Source organism: Neglectibacter caecimuris, assembly GCF_034335015.1.
Lineage (GTDB): Bacteria > Bacillota > Clostridia > Oscillospirales > Acutalibacteraceae > Acutalibacter > Acutalibacter caecimuris_A.
In genome coordinates this window covers 209,805-227,197 of sequence record NZ_JAWXXK010000002.1, presented here as the reverse complement: position 1 = coordinate 227,197, position 17,393 = coordinate 209,805, and the positions used below count along the sequence as shown (strand labels likewise).

The 17,393-nt window shown below is 52.7% G+C and carries 15 protein-coding genes; 9 read left to right on the top strand and 6 right to left on the bottom strand.

Going from position 1 to position 17,393, the window contains the following annotated elements:
* Positions 1–14: 14 nt before the first annotated feature.
* The 4 genes from U8T64_RS03110 to rpmH all read right to left on the bottom strand — a co-directional run bounded on the left by U8T64_RS03110 (position 15) and on the right by rpmH (position 1,938).
* Positions 15–1,088, bottom strand: a complete 1,074-nt coding sequence (locus tag U8T64_RS03110) for a YidC/Oxa1 family membrane protein insertase (protein ID WP_322180858.1) — start codon at positions 1,086–1,088, stop codon at positions 15–17.
* A 23-nt stretch (positions 1,089–1,111) separates the two neighbouring features.
* Complete coding sequence (gene yidD, locus U8T64_RS03105) at positions 1,112–1,348, bottom strand: membrane protein insertion efficiency factor YidD (RefSeq protein WP_322180856.1); 237 nt, start codon at positions 1,346–1,348, stop codon at positions 1,112–1,114.
* Entirely contained in the window at positions 1,345–1,716 is a 372-nt protein-coding gene (rnpA, locus tag U8T64_RS03100; RefSeq protein WP_322180854.1) for a ribonuclease P protein component, read from the bottom strand. The genes yidD and rnpA overlap by 4 nt, the downstream gene beginning before the upstream one ends.
* An 87-nt stretch (positions 1,717–1,803) precedes the next feature.
* The gene (gene rpmH, locus U8T64_RS03095) at positions 1,804–1,938 is read right to left on the bottom strand and encodes a 50S ribosomal protein L34 (protein ID WP_009064849.1); all 135 of its coding nucleotides are present in this window, start codon (positions 1,936–1,938) and stop codon (positions 1,804–1,806) included.
* A 408-nt stretch (positions 1,939–2,346) separates the two neighbouring features.
* Here rpmH and dnaA point away from each other — a divergent pair, with 408 nt between their 5' ends.
* The 9 genes from dnaA (at position 2,347) to gyrA (ending at position 13,271) form a co-directional block, all read left to right on the top strand.
* Complete coding sequence (gene dnaA, locus U8T64_RS03090) at positions 2,347–3,660, top strand: chromosomal replication initiator protein DnaA (protein ID WP_322180852.1); 1,314 nt, start codon at positions 2,347–2,349, stop codon at positions 3,658–3,660.
* A 263-nt stretch (positions 3,661–3,923) separates the two neighbouring features.
* On the top strand, positions 3,924–5,027 hold the full coding sequence (dnaN, locus tag U8T64_RS03085) for a DNA polymerase III subunit beta (RefSeq protein WP_322180850.1): 1,104 nt from the start codon (positions 3,924–3,926) through the stop codon (positions 5,025–5,027).
* A 56-nt stretch (positions 5,028–5,083) separates the two neighbouring features.
* A complete protein-coding gene (locus U8T64_RS03080; RefSeq protein ID WP_322180848.1) occupies positions 5,084–5,290 on the top strand; it encodes an RNA-binding S4 domain-containing protein in 207 nt (68 codons plus the stop codon).
* A 2-nt stretch (positions 5,291–5,292) separates the two neighbouring features.
* Positions 5,293–6,426 carry a DNA replication/repair protein RecF gene (gene recF, locus U8T64_RS03075; RefSeq protein ID WP_322180846.1) on the top strand — a complete coding sequence of 378 codons (1,134 nt, stop codon included), beginning with the start codon at positions 5,293–5,295 and terminating at the stop codon, positions 6,424–6,426.
* The gene (gene remB, locus U8T64_RS03070) at positions 6,427–6,699 is read left to right on the top strand and encodes an extracellular matrix regulator RemB (RefSeq protein ID WP_322180844.1); all 273 of its coding nucleotides are present in this window, start codon (positions 6,427–6,429) and stop codon (positions 6,697–6,699) included.
* Positions 6,700–6,766: 67 nt separating this feature from the next.
* Positions 6,767–7,651 (top strand): hypothetical protein, encoded by an 885-nt coding sequence (locus tag U8T64_RS03065; RefSeq protein WP_322180843.1) that lies wholly within the window; start codon positions 6,767–6,769, stop codon positions 7,649–7,651.
* Positions 7,652–8,066: 415 nt separating this feature from the next.
* On the top strand, positions 8,067–10,061 hold the full coding sequence (gene gyrB / locus U8T64_RS03060) for a DNA topoisomerase (ATP-hydrolyzing) subunit B (RefSeq protein ID WP_437125990.1): 1,995 nt from the start codon (positions 8,067–8,069) through the stop codon (positions 10,059–10,061).
* Positions 10,062–10,113: 52 nt separating this feature from the next.
* On the top strand, positions 10,114–10,605 hold the full coding sequence (locus U8T64_RS03055) for a hypothetical protein (protein WP_322180841.1): 492 nt from the start codon (positions 10,114–10,116) through the stop codon (positions 10,603–10,605).
* A 95-nt stretch (positions 10,606–10,700) separates the two neighbouring features.
* Positions 10,701–13,271 (top strand): DNA gyrase subunit A, encoded by a 2,571-nt coding sequence (gene gyrA, locus U8T64_RS03050; RefSeq protein ID WP_322180839.1) that lies wholly within the window; start codon positions 10,701–10,703, stop codon positions 13,269–13,271.
* 959 nt (positions 13,272–14,230) lie between these two features.
* On the opposite strand, the gene U8T64_RS03045 is transcribed toward gyrA, so the two are convergent.
* Together U8T64_RS03045 and U8T64_RS03040 are read right to left on the bottom strand one after the other, a co-directional pair.
* Positions 14,231–16,312 carry an ADP-ribosylglycohydrolase family protein gene (locus tag U8T64_RS03045; RefSeq protein ID WP_322180837.1) on the bottom strand — a complete coding sequence of 694 codons (2,082 nt, stop codon included), beginning with the start codon at positions 16,310–16,312 and terminating at the stop codon, positions 14,231–14,233.
* A 44-nt stretch (positions 16,313–16,356) separates the two neighbouring features.
* Positions 16,357–17,391, bottom strand: a complete 1,035-nt coding sequence (locus tag U8T64_RS03040; protein ID WP_322180835.1) for a zinc-dependent alcohol dehydrogenase — start codon at positions 17,389–17,391, stop codon at positions 16,357–16,359.
* Positions 17,392–17,393 lie beyond the last annotated feature (2 nt).

Below are 17,393 nucleotides of genomic sequence, written 5' to 3'. Positions count from 1 at the left end.
TTTCTTCCTTTCCGTTACTTTTTGGTTCCTATATAAGCGCTCGAGTCATTTCCGCCCGAACCGCCTTTTTTCTTTTTTGAAGCCTGCTTTTGCTGCTTTCCTCCGTCCTTTTCCTGCTTTTTCTGAGTACCGGCGGCCAGTCTGTCCGCAATCTGCTTTTGTGCCTCCGCGGAAAGAGGGCGCACATTCGCCTCCGCCAGCTCCAGGGTAACGGCCCGCTGCGCTTCCGTCATGGCGGTCATATGCGCGGCGCTGAAATATTTATTGGTCACAACGCTTTGCGCCCAGCTGGTCAAGGAAGAGATGATCCAGTAAAAACCAACGGCCGCAGGCATGGTATAGGCCCAGTACAGGCTGATCAACGGAAACACACAGGTCATCACCAGCATGCACCCCATGGGGTTTTGTCCGGTGGTTTTCTTTTGATAGAGCATGGTATATACCTGGAAAGCCACGCTGCTGACCAGGGAAAGCACGGGGATCAGCCACAGAAAGGTGCTGAACGCGGCGCCCTGAGGCGTGGAGAGCAGATCCAGGCCGAGAAATTTAAAACCCTTGGAAAAATCCTCGATCTTCGCGATATCCCCAGCGGAAAACATGGTAAGGTTATCCCGCAGGGCGCTGAAATTCCGAATGATCTGAAGCTCTGAATAAATACCGCCTGTGGAAACCATGCCGGGGATCTTGGAGATGTATTCCGTGGCCTTGTTTACCGTATCGGAAGCGATATGCAGCGTATTGGACAGCGGCATGATCACGGAATAGTAAATACCCAGCATGATCGGAAAAGGCAAAAGGGTGGTCAAACAGCCGTTTGTGGGGCTTACCCCTTCCTTTTCATAGAGCTTCATCAGCTCGTCATTATACTTCTGCTTGTTATTTGCGTATTTCTTTTGCAGCTCCTTCTGCTTTTCCTGAAGCTTGCTTTGAGAGGCCATGCTTCGCTGCTGCTTCAAGGAGGTGGGGAAAAGAGCCAGTTTCAGAATAATAGTAAATAGAATAATGGCAACGCCGTAGTTTCTGAATATGGTATACAGAAACCACAGGAGATACCCGAGAATACTTCCGAAAAAATTAAATATTGCCATGGTAACGCAACGGCTCCTCTGTTTCAGCTTCCCAGCTTTTTTTCTTTTTTCTCCGGCACCGGGTCATATCCGCCCCGGCTCCAGGGATTACACCGTAAAATACGCCATATGGTAAGAAGGCTGCCCTTTAAGGCCCCAAAGCGTTCAATGGCCTCTATCCCATATTGAGAGCAGGTAGGAATATACTTACAGGAGGCAGCGGTTCGAGAAGAGATCGCGGAGCGATAAAACCTGATCAAGCCGATCAAAATCCGCTTCACCGCATGTCCCTTTCCTTCTTTTCCGTTTTCGGGCGTTTTAATACCCCCGCAGCGGAAAGCTGTTTTTCCAGCTGCCTTTTTACTTCCGTGCTCTTTTTATGAGGGGTTTTCCCTCTGGCCACGAAAACAAGGTCACAGCCCGGCAAAATTTCCGGAAAAAGCTGTCGAAACGCTTCTTTGATCACCCTTCTGGAACGGTTTCTCATCACGGCGTTTCCGATTTTTTTACTGGTGGTGATCCCCACTCTGGTGATCCCCAGCCGGTTCTTTCTCACATAGGTCACCGCAAGGGGACCTACAAAGCTTTTTCCTTTCATATATGCCTGCCGAAAGTCGCTGTTTCTGCACAAAGATACCATTTTTTCCATGCTGGACCGCACTCCCGGTATATCCACCAACTCTAAAAAAATACAAAACAAAGAAAGGCCACGCGAGGTGACCTTTGAAGCGCCTTTTTAGTAAGAAAGGCGCGCTCTGCCTTTTGCTCTGCGGCGTGCAAGTACCTTGCGTCCGTTACGATCGGACATTCTTTTCCGGAACCCATGCTCCTTCTTTCTGTGGAGCTTCTTCGGCTGATAGGTTCTCAACATACCAAAAACCCTCCTTTCGGGCTGCTTTCCCGAAGGCAATATGATCCTGATGCCTTGCGATTTAGTATTATACCGTAACTCTGCCGCCTCTGTCAACAAAATTTTTTCTTCTCTTTCCCGAAAAAAAGAGCCATTCTTTTCTTTCCAAATTTCTTTTTTCCAAAAATCTAATATCAGTAGCGCTTTAGAAATGTAAAAACACAATCCATTGTGTTTTTTACCAGATCCTGCTTTTTCTATATTTTCCAGAAAAAAATTTTGAAATTTTGTAGTGCAAAACCCTCCTATTTATGTTATACTTCTATTTGTATATCGGCATTTTTCTTTCCTTTTTTTGAAAGCCCCGCCCTATGGAAAGAGTACAGACCGAAAATACCGAATTGAAACTGTTTTCTGGAGGGAGCCGCCTTGGATTCTTTCAACCAAACCTGGGAGCTGATCTGTGATTTCTGCCAGTCCAGAATCACAGACGTGGCCTACAAGACCTGGTTCAGCCGGTTAAAGCCCGTTTCGCTGGATTTTGAACAGGGGCTGGCCATTATTGAGGCGCCGAACGAATTTCATAAAAATACTCTCCTGCGCTGCTATAGCGAGCTTTTGCAAGAAGCAGTGCAGAGCGTCTATGGCCCGAAAATCAGCTTTTCTCTGTGTGTCCAAGAGGAAAAACCGGAAAGAAAACAGCCTATGGAGGTCACCGAAGAGCAAAGCGAGGATTTCACCTTTGAAAACTTCGTGGTAGGGCCCTCCAACAGCTTTACCCACGCGGCCTGCCAGGCGGTGGCCGCGCAGCCCGCGGTGCTTTATAATCCCCTGTTTATTTACGGAAATCCCGGCCTGGGGAAAACCCATCTGTTAAACGCCGTGGCAAATAAGTTTAAGAAAAACTTCCCGCACCTTACCACCCTTTACATCAAGGGAGAGCATTTTGCCAATGAGGTGATCGAGGGGATCAAAAGCGGCACCATGCCGACCATTCGGGAAAAATACCGCACGGTGGATCTTTTGCTGTTTGACGACATACAATTTATCGCGGGAAAAAACTCCACCCAGGAAGAATTTTTCCATACCTATGAAACTCTGCATGAAGCAAAAAAACAGATCGTTCTCACCTCTGACCGGCCGCCCAAGGAGATCGCCACGCTGGAAGAGCGGCTACAGTCCCGCTTTGAATCGGGACTTATCGCGGATATCGGCGTTCCCGATTTTGAGACCCGTACCGCCATCGTCATTAAAAAAGCGGAATCTCTTGGCTTCGAGCTTCCCAACACCGTTTCGGAATACATTGCCACAAAGCTGAAAAATAATATCCGCCAGCTGGAGGGCGCCGTAAAAAAGCTGCGGGCTTTCCATCTTTTAGAGGACAAGCCGATCAATATCGCCACAGCTCAGGCGGCCATCAGCGATATCATCAACAACAGCCAGCCAGCCCCCGTCACGGTAGAACGCATTGTAGAGGAGGTTTCCAGAACCTACGGGAACGTCACCCCGGAGGATATCCTTTCTCAAAAGAGAAACTCCAATATTTCCGGGGCAAGACAGATCTCCATGTATATCGTGCGGGAGATCACCGACCTTTCCATGGTGGAGATCGGTGAGACCTTTGGCGGAAGAGATCATTCTACTGTTGTCTACGCCATTCGTCAGGTAGAAAAAAAGGTAAACAGCGATTCTCATACCAGAAACATTGTAAACGATATTATTAAGAATGTAAGCAGCCATTAAGTTTTACACGATTTTTTCCACATTTCACCGGTGAGATTCCACAGCCCTGTGGAAAGAAAAAGCTTTTTTCACTTCTTTCACATTTTGTTCACAAGTTCATTTGAAAAAATTCCCTGGAATATTTTCAGGATTTCCGGGAATCCTTACTCTTTTTACACATTTTCACAGCCCCTACTACGACTTCTAAATCTATCTTTATCAATAAAAGACTATAAGCAACCCATCAAAAAGGTCCGTCTCAGCAGACCGGAAAGGAACAGCAAATGAAATTTACAGTAAATAAAAACGATATTACGGAGGCAGTTTCCAATATTCAAAGGGCCGTTTCCAGTAAAACCTCCATTCCGGCGCTGGAGTGTATTTTACTCACGGCTTCGGAAAGCAGCTTAGAGCTCTGCGCCTATGACTTGGAGCTGGGTATGACCACAGTGATCCCGGCAAGGGTGGAAGAACCCGGAAAGGCGGCGCTGACCGCAAAAATCTTTTCCGATATTGTAAGGAAAACACCGGACGAAACCGTTACTGTTACGGTAGATGAAAAAAATATGGCGTCTATCGAAAGCGGCTACAGCAAGTTTTCTATTATTTCCACGCCGGCCCAGGAATTCCCGGAGCTGCCGAAGCTGACGGATTCCACAAAGCTGGAGCTGCCGTCAAACGTATTGAAAAGCATGATCCGCCAGACCCTGTTCGCCGTGGCGGAAAGCGACGCCAAGCCCATTCATCAGGGCAGCCTGTTCCATCTGGAAAACGGGATCCTGGATGTGGTGTCGGTAGACGGCTACCGCCTGGCGAAGCGCAGCGAGCCGGTGGAATTTAAAGAGGATATCTCCTTTGTAGCTCCCGGTAAAACACTGGGTGAAATTCTGCGCCTTTTGAAGGATACCGACGACGTGGTGGAAATTTCCGCGGGTCGCAGGCACATTTTATTCCATATTGAAAACTACACCGTGATCTCCAGCCTGCTGGAGGGCGAATTTCTCAATTATAAGGCCGCGATCCCGCCGGACAGCAAAACGGAAGTGGTCGTGAAAACGAGAGAAGTCATTGAAAGCGTGGAGCGCGTCTCCCTTTTGATCACAGACCGCCTGAAGAGCCCGGTGCGCTGTCAGTTTGCGGAAGATGAGATCAAGCTGCTCTGCACCACCGCCATGGGCCGGGCCAGCGACCAGCTGACCGCTGAGATCACAGGCGACGATGTGGAGATCGGCTTTAATAATCGCTATTTGCTGGACGCCTTGCGGAATACGGAATGCGACGAGGTAAAGATCCAGCTGGGTGGGCCCTTGAGCCCCATGAAGATCGTTCCGAAGGAAGGGGACAGCTTCCTGTTCCTGGTTTTGCCCGTAAGGCTGAAGAACGATTGATCTTTTTTAGAAAATGCCTTGAGTCTGTTTTATGTTAGAAGGGAGCGGCGGAAACTGTGGAAAAAATCAAAATAGAAACCGAGTTTATCCGGCTGGATTCCCTTCTGAAGCTTTCCGGTCTGGTGGATACCGGTGGACAGGCAAAGTTTGTGATCCAGGGTGGAGAGGTTTCAGTCAATGAAGAGCCCTGCCTGATGCGGGGAAAAAAGCTGCGGCCCGGCGATACGGTCACCTATGCCGGAAAGCGGTTTCAGGTGGAATAGCCATGATCATACAGCGGCTTGGCACAGTAGGCTTCCGAAATCTGGAGGACAGCGAGCTATTTCCCTGTGAGGGAGTCAATGTGATCTACGGAGACAACGCCCAGGGAAAAACCAATCTTTTGGAAGCTTTGTGGCTTTTCACAGGGGGACATTCCTTTCGGGGAGCAAAAGACAGCGAGCTGCCCCGTCTGGATCGGAAAACGGGAATCAATTCTCCCGCCGCCTCCCTGGCGCTGGATTTTTTCAGCGAGGAGCGGTCTCAGAAGGCAGTGCTTCAAATAGAAAACGGCAGAAGAAGCTCTGTCATAAACGGCGTAAAGAAAAAGACAGGCTCCGCCCTGGTGGGAAAGGTGCGGGCTGTGATCTTCTCTCCGGAACACCTGCTTCTGGTAAAAGAGGGGCCTTCCCGCCGCAGAGGGTTTATAGACGGCGCTCTTTGTCAGCTAAAGCCCTCCTTTGCCCGAATGCTCAGCACCTATCATCGTACTTTACTGCAAAGAAACGCTTTATTAAAGGACATTTCCCGTTTTCCTGAGCTTCAGGATACCCTGGAGGTGTGGGATCTGCGTTTGGCAAAGCTGGGCGCGGGAGTAATGCTGGAAAGAAGAGAGTATATTGAAAAGCTGGCTCCCGGAGTGGAAGCTGTTTACAAGGGAATTTCAAAGGGAAAGGAAACGCTTGCGGTGCGGTATTCCCCATCAGTAAAGCTTTCTGTGGAAAACTTTACCGCACAGGAGGCGGAAGAAGCCTTTTTCCAAGAGCTGAAGCGATTTCTGCGTTCTGATATTCGCTCGGGCTTTACCTCCAGCGGCCCTCACCGGGACGATTTGGAGCTGGAGCTCAATGGGATCTCCGCCCGGGTCTATGGGTCTCAGGGACAGCAGAGAAGCGCCGTGCTGGCCATGAAGCTGGCAGAGGCGGAGGCTCTCGCTGAAATTTCCGGGGAAACACCCATGGTGCTTTTAGACGATGTAATGAGCGAGCTGGATCAAAGCCGCCAGGATTATTTACTCAATCATCTGCACGGAAGGCAGGTTTTTCTTACCTGCTGCAGCCCGGAAACAGTCAGCTTGCAGGAAACGGGAAAGCGTTTCCATGTGGAAGCGGGCCGCGTGCGGCCGGAGGAGCTTGAATAAATGTATCTGCATTTGGGACAAAATATAGTAGTGAGGACCGATGAGATCCTCGGTGTGTTCGATTTGGACAATTCCACGGTATCAAAGCACACAAAAAAGTTTCTCGGAATCGCGCAAAAGGAAAAACGGGTAGTAAACGTATCTATGGAGCTCCCGAAATCCTTTATCGTCTGCGAAAAAAACGGGAAACGGATCATTTATATCTCTCAAATCGCGCCGTCTACCCTGCTTCGTAGGGCCAGGGGGAAAAGCGTTCTGGAGGGAATGCTCTGATCCCGGTAAAAAACTTGTACCGGACCGGAAACAGGAATCTTGATTCGGAAAGAAAGGAAAAGAAGCCATGAAATATTTCGGAATTTCTTCATGTCCCTACTGTAAAAAGCGGGTAAACCTGATCAGGTCCTGGTCCCTGAAGCGCCAAGGCGAGTATCGGTGTCCCCGGTGCGGAGGAATCTCCAATATTTTTCTTTCTCCGCTCATTTATGTATTTGCCCTGCTGGCTGTTTTTGCCGGAGGAGCGTCTTATTTCTTTCACAAATTCATTCTCAACGATATTTCCCTTTCCACACTGGTACAGGTGATGATCCCCTTTGCGGTCTTTTTTCTGCTGAGTCTTTTTATGGTGAATTTGGAAAGACCTATTATTAAAAAGGTCCCCCGTGGAGAGGCCGAGCGAAAAAAAGCAGGCAAAAGCAGCTTGGAGGATCGCCGTATGCCGGCTGCCGCCGGTTCTATGGGCCAAAAAGAATCGCTGTCCTTTCGTGGGGAAGAATATCTTCCAAAGGGAGAATACCGAACCGGACCCTTGCCTCAAATGGAAGGCGGAGAGGAAAAGAGGCTTCCTGTCCGTTCTCAGCGGCCTGCCTATCAGGAGGACCTGGAAAAAACCTCTGTGGTGGAGGTTCCCGTTTCCAGGCCGCAAAGGCCTGCTCCTGAGATGAGAACAAGGCAACCTGCCCCTGCCCCGCGGGCAGCTTCTCAGCAAAGGACGGGGAAACCGCAGAGAACAGTACAAAATACCGCCGCGCCTTCTGTGGAGGCAAATCGGCCAGCTGTTGTAAGGCAGCAGGCTCCGCAGGCAGTAAAAACCGCCCCTTCTTCCCATGTGGTCACCAGCGTAAATATTCCCAGTGTAGGCGATGATTTTTTTGCTAAGTATAACGATCCGGATTATGTGGAGCGCCGCCTGAAGGAGATCAAGGAAGGCAAAAAAGAGATCAAGTAAGGAAAAGTTTTATCCTGTACCGAACCGGTAAGAACTTGCCGAAAACTGTACGCTTTCATTTGATAAGATACACTCTCAGCGCAAAAGGCCTGTTGGAAGCCAAAATTTTTGGCTTTTTCAAGCAGGCTTTTCTTGTTTTACAAAAAATATATTTGTAGATACTCTTTTAAAAAAAAACAAAAAAACTGATCTGGAAAAAGGAGAGACAGCGCCGAGTTCCAGTATTTTTTTGTTTACAAAGAAGTGAAAATCTGATATACTTATACTAATATATAGGGAAGCGCGGGATCCATTTTACGGCATGGCTTCACGCTTGGATCTTTCTTGTGTTTCCCGGGAATCCGTAAAAGAAATTTTACCGGCACGGTGCCGCGGTGACGCAGGCCAGGCAGGTTACAGATTTGGGGGACTTTTTTTGGACAATCAGGAATTAAACAGCGAGCTGCTGAAGGCGGACGCTCAAAAAGCCTACGACGGAGACCAGATCCAGGTCCTGGAGGGCCTGGAGGCGGTGAGAAAGCGCCCCGGCATGTATATCGGCTCCACCGGGCCCAGGGGCTTGCACCACCTGGTCTATGAGATCGTGGATAACGCCATTGACGAGGCGCTGGCTGGCTTTTGCGACAAGATCGTGGTGAAGATCCTGCCGGGCAATATCATCTATGTTTCTGATAACGGCCGGGGCATTCCGGTAGGCGTGCAGCACAAAACCGGCCTGCCCGCCGTTACCGTGGTGTTCACCATTCTCCACGCCGGCGGAAAGTTCGGCGGCGGAAGCTACAAGGTGTCTGGCGGCCTTCATGGCGTGGGCGCCTCTGTGGTAAACGCCCTTTCCGAATGGCTGGAGGTAGAGGTGGTCAGCGACGGCGAGCTTTATTACCAGCGCTTTGAGCGGGGTAAGGCCGTAACGGAGCTGGAAAACCGCGGCAAAGCCCCGGAAGGGCGCTCCAGCGGCTCTGTGATCTGCTTCAAGGCGGATTCCGAGGTCTTTAAGGAGACCACCACCTATACCTACGAGACTCTGCAGACCCGCCTGAGAGAGCAGGCCTTCTTAAACGCCGGGGTCAGCATTGAGCTGATCGACGAAAGAGACCCGCAGGAGCGGGTGCCGGACGAGCAAAATCAAGAAGGAAGGATCTCCAACACCTACTGCTATGAAGGCGGTGTAAGTTCCTTTGTGGATTATCTGAACACCAAGAAGGCGGTAGAGGTCATTCACCCGGAGATCATTCGCTTTGCCGCCGACGCCGCGGACGGAAATTCCACGGCGGAGATCGCCATGCAGTATACGGACAGCTTCAACGAGCTGATCCTTTCCTTCGCAAATAATATCCATACCACAGACGGCGGTACCCACGAAGACGGCTTCAAGCGGGCGCTGACCCGCGTAATGAACGATTACGCCAGGAAGTATTCCATTTTGAAGGAAAACGATAAAAACCTTTCCGGCGAGGACGTGCGGGAGGGCCTGACCTGCGTCATCAGCGTGAAGCTGAAGGAGGCGCAGTTTGAAGGGCAGACCAAGGCAAAGCTGGGCAACACGGAGATGAGCGCCCTGGTCAGCTCCATGGTCTATGACAAAATGATGACCTTCCTGGAGGAAAACCCCGCCACGGCCAGGGCCATCTTTGATAAGGCGCTGACGGCCTCCCGGGCCAGAGAAGCGGCCAGAAAGGCCAGGGAGCTGGCCAGAAGAAAAACCGCCCTGGAAAACAACTCCCTGCCGGGAAAGCTGGCGGATTGCCAGTCCAGAAACCCGGAGGAAACCGAGATTTATATTGTGGAGGGCGATTCCGCCGGAGGCTCCGCCAAGGGCGGACGGGACAGAAAATTCCAGGCAATTTTACCCCTTTGGGGAAAAATGCTGAATGTGGAAAAGGCAAGGCTCGACAAGGTGTACGGCAATGAAAAGCTGATGCCCGTGGTCACAGCCCTGGGCACCGGCATTGGGGAGGATTTCGACCTTTCCAAGCTGCGGTATGGGAAAATCATCATCATGGCCGATGCCGATGTGGACGGCTCCCATATCCGCACCCTGCTTCTCACCTTTTTCTTCCGCTTTATGCGGCCTTTGGTGGAGGAGGGCCATATTTACCTTGCCCAGCCTCCCCTGTTCCGGATCACCAAGGGAAAGCGCCACTATTACGCCTATTCCGACCCGGAGCGGGACAGCATTATGGAAGAGCTTGGCAGCGGCTATGAGATCCAGCGCTACAAGGGCCTGGGTGAAATGGACGCCGAGCAGCTGTGGGAAACCACCATGAACCCGGAGGTCAGGACCATGCGCCGGGTAGAGGTGGAGGACGCCGCCGAGGCGGACGAGGTGTTCACCGTGCTGATGGGCGATAAGGTAGAGCCTCGCCGGGATTTCATTGTGGAGAACGCCCAGAAGGCGAACTGGGACGTTTAGTTGTTAGAGAAAGGGCAAGGGCCTGAGTGGGCTGCTTGTGAAAGCAAGATTTATGCAGAAATTGGAGTTTTCCTATACTTTGACAGAGAAAGAGGTCTATGATGGGCTGCGGCTTTCCGGGGTGTACCGTACCACCGGGAAGCGGGCTGTGGTGGAAACCGCGATCCTCGGGGTGTTCTGCTTGTTCTTTCTCGTTTCCTATGTCCTGCAGAAAGAGACGTTTAACCTCATTATGACCTTTGTTTCCCTGGGGGTGCTGCTGGCGCTGAACCTGGTGCCCCGGCTGGATATGAGAAAGCAGGCGAAAAACTGCCACAGGCAGGTAAAGCTGCGGCTGTACCCGGATCGGTTTTTTCTGGAAACAGAAGCCGGCTCTCAAAGCGTCCTGTTAGACGGCTCTTCGGAGATCAAGGCTGCGGGGAAAAAGGAAAATAAGCTGCTCATTGTCCACATTGCGGGCGGCGGGCTGTTGGTGATCCCCCTGCGGGCCATTCCCGAAGCCATTCGGGGACAGGCTCTGAGCTTCCTGCTTCAAGGAGACTGAGGAATGTTTTGAAGAGCTTTTGATCGATCAGGAATTATATTTTTCACCCGGAGCAAAGCGTTTAGTCCCGGTGAGAAAGGATAGGATGGCGAATTATGGATTTTGAAAACAACGAGACCCCCCGGGAGGAACAGCAGAGAGGCCGCGTGATCGACGTCAACCTGACAAAGGAAATGCAGCAGTCCTTTCTGGACTACTCCATGTCGGTCATTGTACAGCGTGCCCTTCCCGATGTGCGGGACGGCTTAAAGCCCGTGCACCGGAGGATCCTCTATACCATGTACGAAAATACTCTCTGGCCGGAAAAGCCCTACCGCAAGTGCGCCGATACCGTAGGCGCCGTGCTGGGCCGTTATCACCCCCATGGCGACGCCTCCGTGTATGACGCCATGGTGCGTTTGGCCCAGGACTTTTCCCAGAGGTACATGCTGGTGGACGGCCACGGAAACTTTGGCTCCGTAGACGGAGACCCCCCCGCCGCCTATCGATATACCGAGGCGAAAATGAACAAGCTTTCCGTCGCCATGTTGGACGATATCGACAAGGACACGGTGGATTTCAACCCCAACTATGACGACCGCCTGAAGGAGCCCTCCGTGCTCCCCTGCCATTTCCCAAATATTTTGGTCAACGGTTCTACCGGTATCGCCGTAGGTATGGCCACCAATATTCCCCCCCATAACCTGGGGGAGGTCATTGATGGCGTATGCTGCCTCATCGATAATCCCGAGGCCACTCTGGAGGAGCTGATGGAGCACATCAAGGGACCGGACTTCCCCACCGGCGGCGTAGTTATGGGCCGCAGCGGGATCCGGGCCGCCTATGCCACCGGCCGGGGAAAAATCACCGTGCGGGCCAGAGCGGAGATCGAGGAAAATGAAAAAACCGGGCGCTCCAAGATCATCGTGACGGAGCTGCCCTATCAGGTCAATAAGGCAAGGCTTATTGAAAATATCGCCGACCTGGTCAAGGAAAAGCGGATCGAGGGCATCTCCAATGTGGACGACCATTCGGACCGCAACGGCATGCATATTGTGATCGACGTCAAGCGGGACGCTTCTCCGCAGATCGTTCTGAACCATCTGTACTCCTTTACCCAGCTGCAAACCACCTTCGGTGTGATCATGCTGGCCATTGTGGGCGGCAGGCCCGCCATTTTGAACCTGCGGCAGATCCTGGAGGAATATATCAAGTTCCAAAGCGAGGTCATCACCCGCCGTACCAGGTTCGACCTGAAAAAAGCCCAGGAGCGCGCCCATATTTTGGAAGGCTTGATCATTGCTCTGGACTTTATCGACGAAGTGATCGCCATTCTGCGAAACTCCAAGTCCATTCCCGAAGGCAAGGAAGCCTTGATGGAGCGCTTTGGCCTGGACGATCCCCAGGCTCAGGCCATCGTGCAGATGCGCCTGGGACAGCTTACCGGCATGGAGCGCACCAAGGTGGAAGAGGAGCTGCAGGCCTTAAAGGAAAAAATCGCGGATTTTCTGGATATTCTGGAAAGCGAAGGGCGGCGTATGGCCATCGTAAAGGACGAGGCCCTGAACATGAAAAAGCGGTTTGCCGATGAACGCCGCACTGAGATCGCCGCCATCAGCGGCGAGGTGGATATCGAGGACCTGATCCCCAAAGAGGAATGCGTGCTTACCCTGACGAATTACGGCTATGTCAAGCGCCAGAAAATGGATACCTACCATACCCAAAAGCGGGGCGGCAGAGGCGTGGCCGGCATGAACCGCCGGGACGAGGACGTGGCCACGGAGCTGTTTGTCACCGGAAGCCACGATTACGTCATGTTCTTCTCCGACCTGGGCCGCGTCTATAAGCTGAAATGCTATGAGGTGCCGGAGGGCAGCCGCCAAAGCCGGGGTATGAACATCAAGAATCTCCTGCCCCTGCAGCCGGACGAAAAGATCACCTCCATGATCCGGGTCACGGAGTTTGACGAGGATAAATTCCTGGTGATGGTAACGAAAAACGGCATCATCAAGCGCACCAGGCTCTCCGCCTATGATACGGCCCGCAAGGGCGGCCTGATCGCCATTGACCTGGACGAGGGAGATACCCTGAGCTGGGTGCGGGTCACAGACGGCGCTTCCGATCTGCTGGTAGCCACCAAAAAAGGCATGGCGATCCGGTTCCACGAGTCCGGCGTCCGGGAATTGAGCCGTACCGCCAGAGGCGTAAAGGTAATGAAGCTGCGGGAAGGCGACTGCATTGTGGGCATGTCCGTGCTGCGGGAAGGCGGCCTGGTGCTCACCATCACTGAAACCGGCTACGGCAGGCTGTCAAGCCCTGAAAACTACCGGCTGCAAAAGCGGGGCGGCAAGGGCCTGCGGAACTACCACACCGAAAAATTTGGCGATGTGGCCGGAATCAAGGTGGTAGACGCCCAGGACGACGATGTGATCCTCATTTCCGAAGACGGCATCATTATCCGCATTCAGGCCGATTCCATTCGCGTCTGCGCCCGGCCCAGCAAAGGCGTCAGGGTCATGAAGCTTCAGGAGGGCAGCAAGGTGGTAACACTTGCCAGGGCCCCCCATGAGGAAGATGAGGTAGACGATGTGGAGATCGAGGACGACGGTTCCGCCGAAGAAGGCGCCGACACCCCTGACGAGCCGGAGGAAGAGCTGGACGAAGAAATTGACGAGACAGAAGAATAAAAAATAAAACCAGGAGCTGCCGCAAAATTTGAGTTTTGCGGCAGCTTTTTCTCGAATGAGCAATTAGGAATGAGCAGTGAGCAATGAAGGACAAGGGCACAAGCGTTGCTTGCAGCGCTGATAAATGATAGTTTTGCGGCGAACCGCCGCAGGTACTCGTGCCCCTGCTTGGTGCGGGAGTTTGGGTTCCGACCCGACCGGAAGTAAATCGGAAAATTTTAGTTTAGTGCCCTTAGGCTCCCCTTGCGCGAGTAAGGGGTGCTGGTCTCCAGTGGAGACCAGCACCGGTTTCACCTGTCGGTTCGGTCGGTGCAGAACAATGCGCCAAGAAAGCCATGGCTTTCTGCGCTTTGCACCCGGAGCGAAGCGGAGAAAGCTGTCACGGCTTTGCCGTGACTGAGGGGATTCTAACTAGCGGTTTTATCCCACTTTCTGCGTGTGACTATCCCTTCCACCGCCTATCGGCAGTCCCCGCAGACTGCGAAGCAGTCTGTTTCCCCTCTATAAATAAGGGGAGGCAAAGGGCTGCTGAATTCTGATTTAGCAAATAGTCCTCCCTTGTTATCCTGAGTCGTCGAAGGCGGCGAAGGATCTCGACCCTTCTTTCTCAAATGGTGCAAGGGGCAAGATTCTTCACCGGGAAAGCAAAGCGCGCTTTGCTTTTGCTCGGAATGACAAAGAGAGGATCACTGCCCTTTCTAACAACTAATTACTAACAGCTAACAACTAAAGGGCGGGATTCTTCGCGGCGGCAAAGCGCACTTTGCTTTCGCTCAGAATGACAAAAGGAGGGAATCACCGCCCGTTCTAAACTTCTGCTTTACCTCAGGCTACAGCCGGAACTGATTGGAATTCTTGGTACGAAGAAAATAGGAAAGGAAGAAAAAACGATCCCCAAAAGCTCAAGTCTTTCGGGGATCGTTCTTTGCATTTACTTTTTTCAGCGTGTCGGAAATTTTTTATGCTTCCTTGCAGGTAACCTCAAACCTGTCGATCCGGCAGCGGCTTCCGCTTCGAATGGCCAGGCCGTAACAGCCGGTGAGATAGGGCGCTTCCGGGTCTTCCACGGTCAGGAGAGCTTCGCCGTTTACGGAAAGGATGATTTTGTTTCCATCGGCCTTTACTGTCAAGAGGTATTCCTTTCCGTTTTCCCAGGCGTACTCCTTAGAGGCCAGGGTGCGTAAAGTGCGTTGGTTTTTAACGATCGCCAGCCGGTCTCCCAGAAATCCAGCAAAGTAGCCGCGCATAGCGCCCTGGGCGCGTACCATGACCAGGTGGTTCCGGCCGGTCATGGGGCAAATGTGAGCGTTTACCGTATAGTCCCGGAAATCGATGCCGCCGGTAAACAGCTCCCCGTGGTCTGCGCAGCTGCCGTAAGCGGCGCCGCCGGCCATTCTCCACAGGCCCATGGAATGGGAGGTTTGCCCCAGCTCTATATGGGAACCGTTCCACCGCTCTTCTCCCGCCTTGGTAAAATCCAGGGTGTAGGCCGGAGCTCCTTCATAGGTCAAATGATCCACAAAAACCGTTACGGCGCTTCCGGCGGGAAGCTCCACTCCCACCTTCTGAATGCACCCATCTGACATGGGCAGCTTCAGCTTCAGCTCTGTCCAATCCTTTACCGTGGTCTCATCGCCATAGAGACAGCTTTGGGAATACGCGTCATAGGCAAAGGGGCGAAGGGCCGTGGGCTGGCTTGCCCGCACCCGCAGCACCACGGTTTGCCCGGGGAAAACCTCCGGCGTAAAGGAAGGGGAGTAGCGGTCATCGTTAAAATCGTCCGGCCGATAGTAGGTTTGGCGGTACAGACGGACCGGCTGCTCTCTCGCGGGGAATTCCCCTTGCAGGCAGCGCCCCATAGAAGCGTCTGTCAGAGGGATATTCCGCAGGGAGGCGGTTCCGTTTTCCACCCGGAAGGTATGGGTGCTGTCAGGCAGCGCAAAGGAGAACCGGGGAGCGGAGCCCTCCAGAATAGCCCGGTATTCCTCCGGATAGGCTTCCCCGGCGATCCGATAGCCGAGAGACGCCAGAAAGAAAGCGTCGTTGGTGATATCCCGAAGGTTCATGCAGCCCAATACGCTGGAGCAGGCCAAAAAATCGTTGATGGGCGCGCGCCAGGAAGCATCGATCCCTTCCAGCCCGACCATGACCCCCAGAATGCAGCCCACGTTGGCCACATTGCAGTCCGTGTCCCAACCGCACATATTGCATATATTGATGGAACGGGAAAAATCCCCGTTGCCGTACAGCAGGGAAAGCAGCACTACCGCTGAGTTTGGAATGATATGGCAAACGCCGGGATATCGATCGTAGCCGAAGTACTCCCGCACGTAGAAGAAGCATTCTCTCCAATCGCTTGGGTGCTCCCGATGGAAAGCCATTACCGCGTCTGCCATTCTCCTGTATTCACAATCCTCCGGGATCACTGAAAGCCCCGCCCGGATCACAGACAGGATATCATGCTCTACAAATGCCGCACTGACGCAGGCTGCAACAAACATGCCGCCGTATACTCCGTTGCCGCCGTGGGTAACAGAGGCCATTTTTTCCGCATACCGGGCCGCCCGGTGATGATTCCCCGGATTCACCAGCCCCCAGGTATCAATAAAGATCTGCCCGCCGATCTGTTCCGCCACAGCGGCGCCATTCAGTTCTACCGATCCGGAAAGAGGTGCGTCAATGCCGTTTAACAGGTTCAGATACGCGGTATGCTCTGTGGACATGCCGTAGCCGCCCCACCAGAAAAAGCCATGCTGGCAGGGAACGTAATTGAGCACGGTCTCCCCCATTTCCCGGGAGGTGATCTCTTCCGTGCAGGTATGGTCTTCCAAGGCGCGGATAAAAAAGATCGGCCCGTTGCTGTCATCGTCTGCGGCAAAATTTTTGAAATCGAACAGGTAGCCTGATACTTCGCCATATTTTTCGGCGATCTGTTCATAGGACCAGCCTTCTACATTAGAGCCGTGTCGGATCCCAATAAGCTTACCGTACCACCCGGCATAAGCACGCTGGATATAGTCCTTGGGAATAGAGATTGACATAGTGGTTTCCTTCCCTAAAATATAGTTATTGTATCGTCATCTTCTCAAAATTGCAATACGGTTTGCAGGCATTCCATGGAGCTGTCCAGCATCGTATAGGCTTTTTCCGCCTCACGATACGCAAAGCGGTGGGTAATGAGGGAAAGCAGGTCAAGCCGGTTTTCCCGGCAAAGGCGGTAGATGGTTTTTTCCATGCGGATCCGGTTCCAAACGTCCCGCACGTGGGGGCCGGTGTTTTCGATCTGCGAGCAGATCAACTGGATCCGGTTATGGTGGAATTCTTCGCCCAGGATCAGCCCGGAGGCTTCCAGGGTCATAAAGCCGGAGCACACCACCTTGCCGTTATAGGAGCAGCTCCGTATGGCGGAGTGCAGCGCTTTGGGAGAGCCGGAAATTTCAATGACCTTGTCCGCGCCGCCCTTTGTCATACGCTTGATCTCCAGCCCCGCGTCGCAGCTGTCGGAGTTGATGGTTTTGAAAGCCCCCAGGCGCTTTGCCATGTTCAGCCGGTAATCGTTGCGGTCCACCGCGATGACGTCCGCACCGTTCAGCCGGGCCAGCTGAGAAACGATCTGCCCCGGAACGCCCTGTCCAAACACAGCCACGGTTTCCCCTACGTGGATATCCGCGTCTAAAATGGCGTTCATGGCAATGGCGCCCATTTGGGAATAAATGCCCAAAACAGGGTCCAGCTCTTCGGGAAGCAAATGGGAAAGGCAGTATTCCTCCGAAACTACCTGATGGGTGCGGTGGCCCCAGGTGCCGTATACCACCATTCCCTCAGAAACCTGTGTTACCCCGGGCCCCAGCTCACAGATCCGCCCGACTTCCTCATAGGCCCAGGCGCCGGGAATGGGATAGGGGCTTTTCGTTTGATCTGCCGGCTCAAATACCCGCAGATCGGCGTTAAAAGATTTTGTGAGATAGGGGTTATTTCCCCGGTAAAGAGTCAGCTGCGTGCCGGCGCTGATGCCGGAATACAGCATTTCCAGGCGAACCTCTCCGGGCTTTAAGGCGAGATCTTCCGTATCAGCATAGCCCAGCTCTCTGGGCCCTCGAATTACGATCATGTTTCCCATAA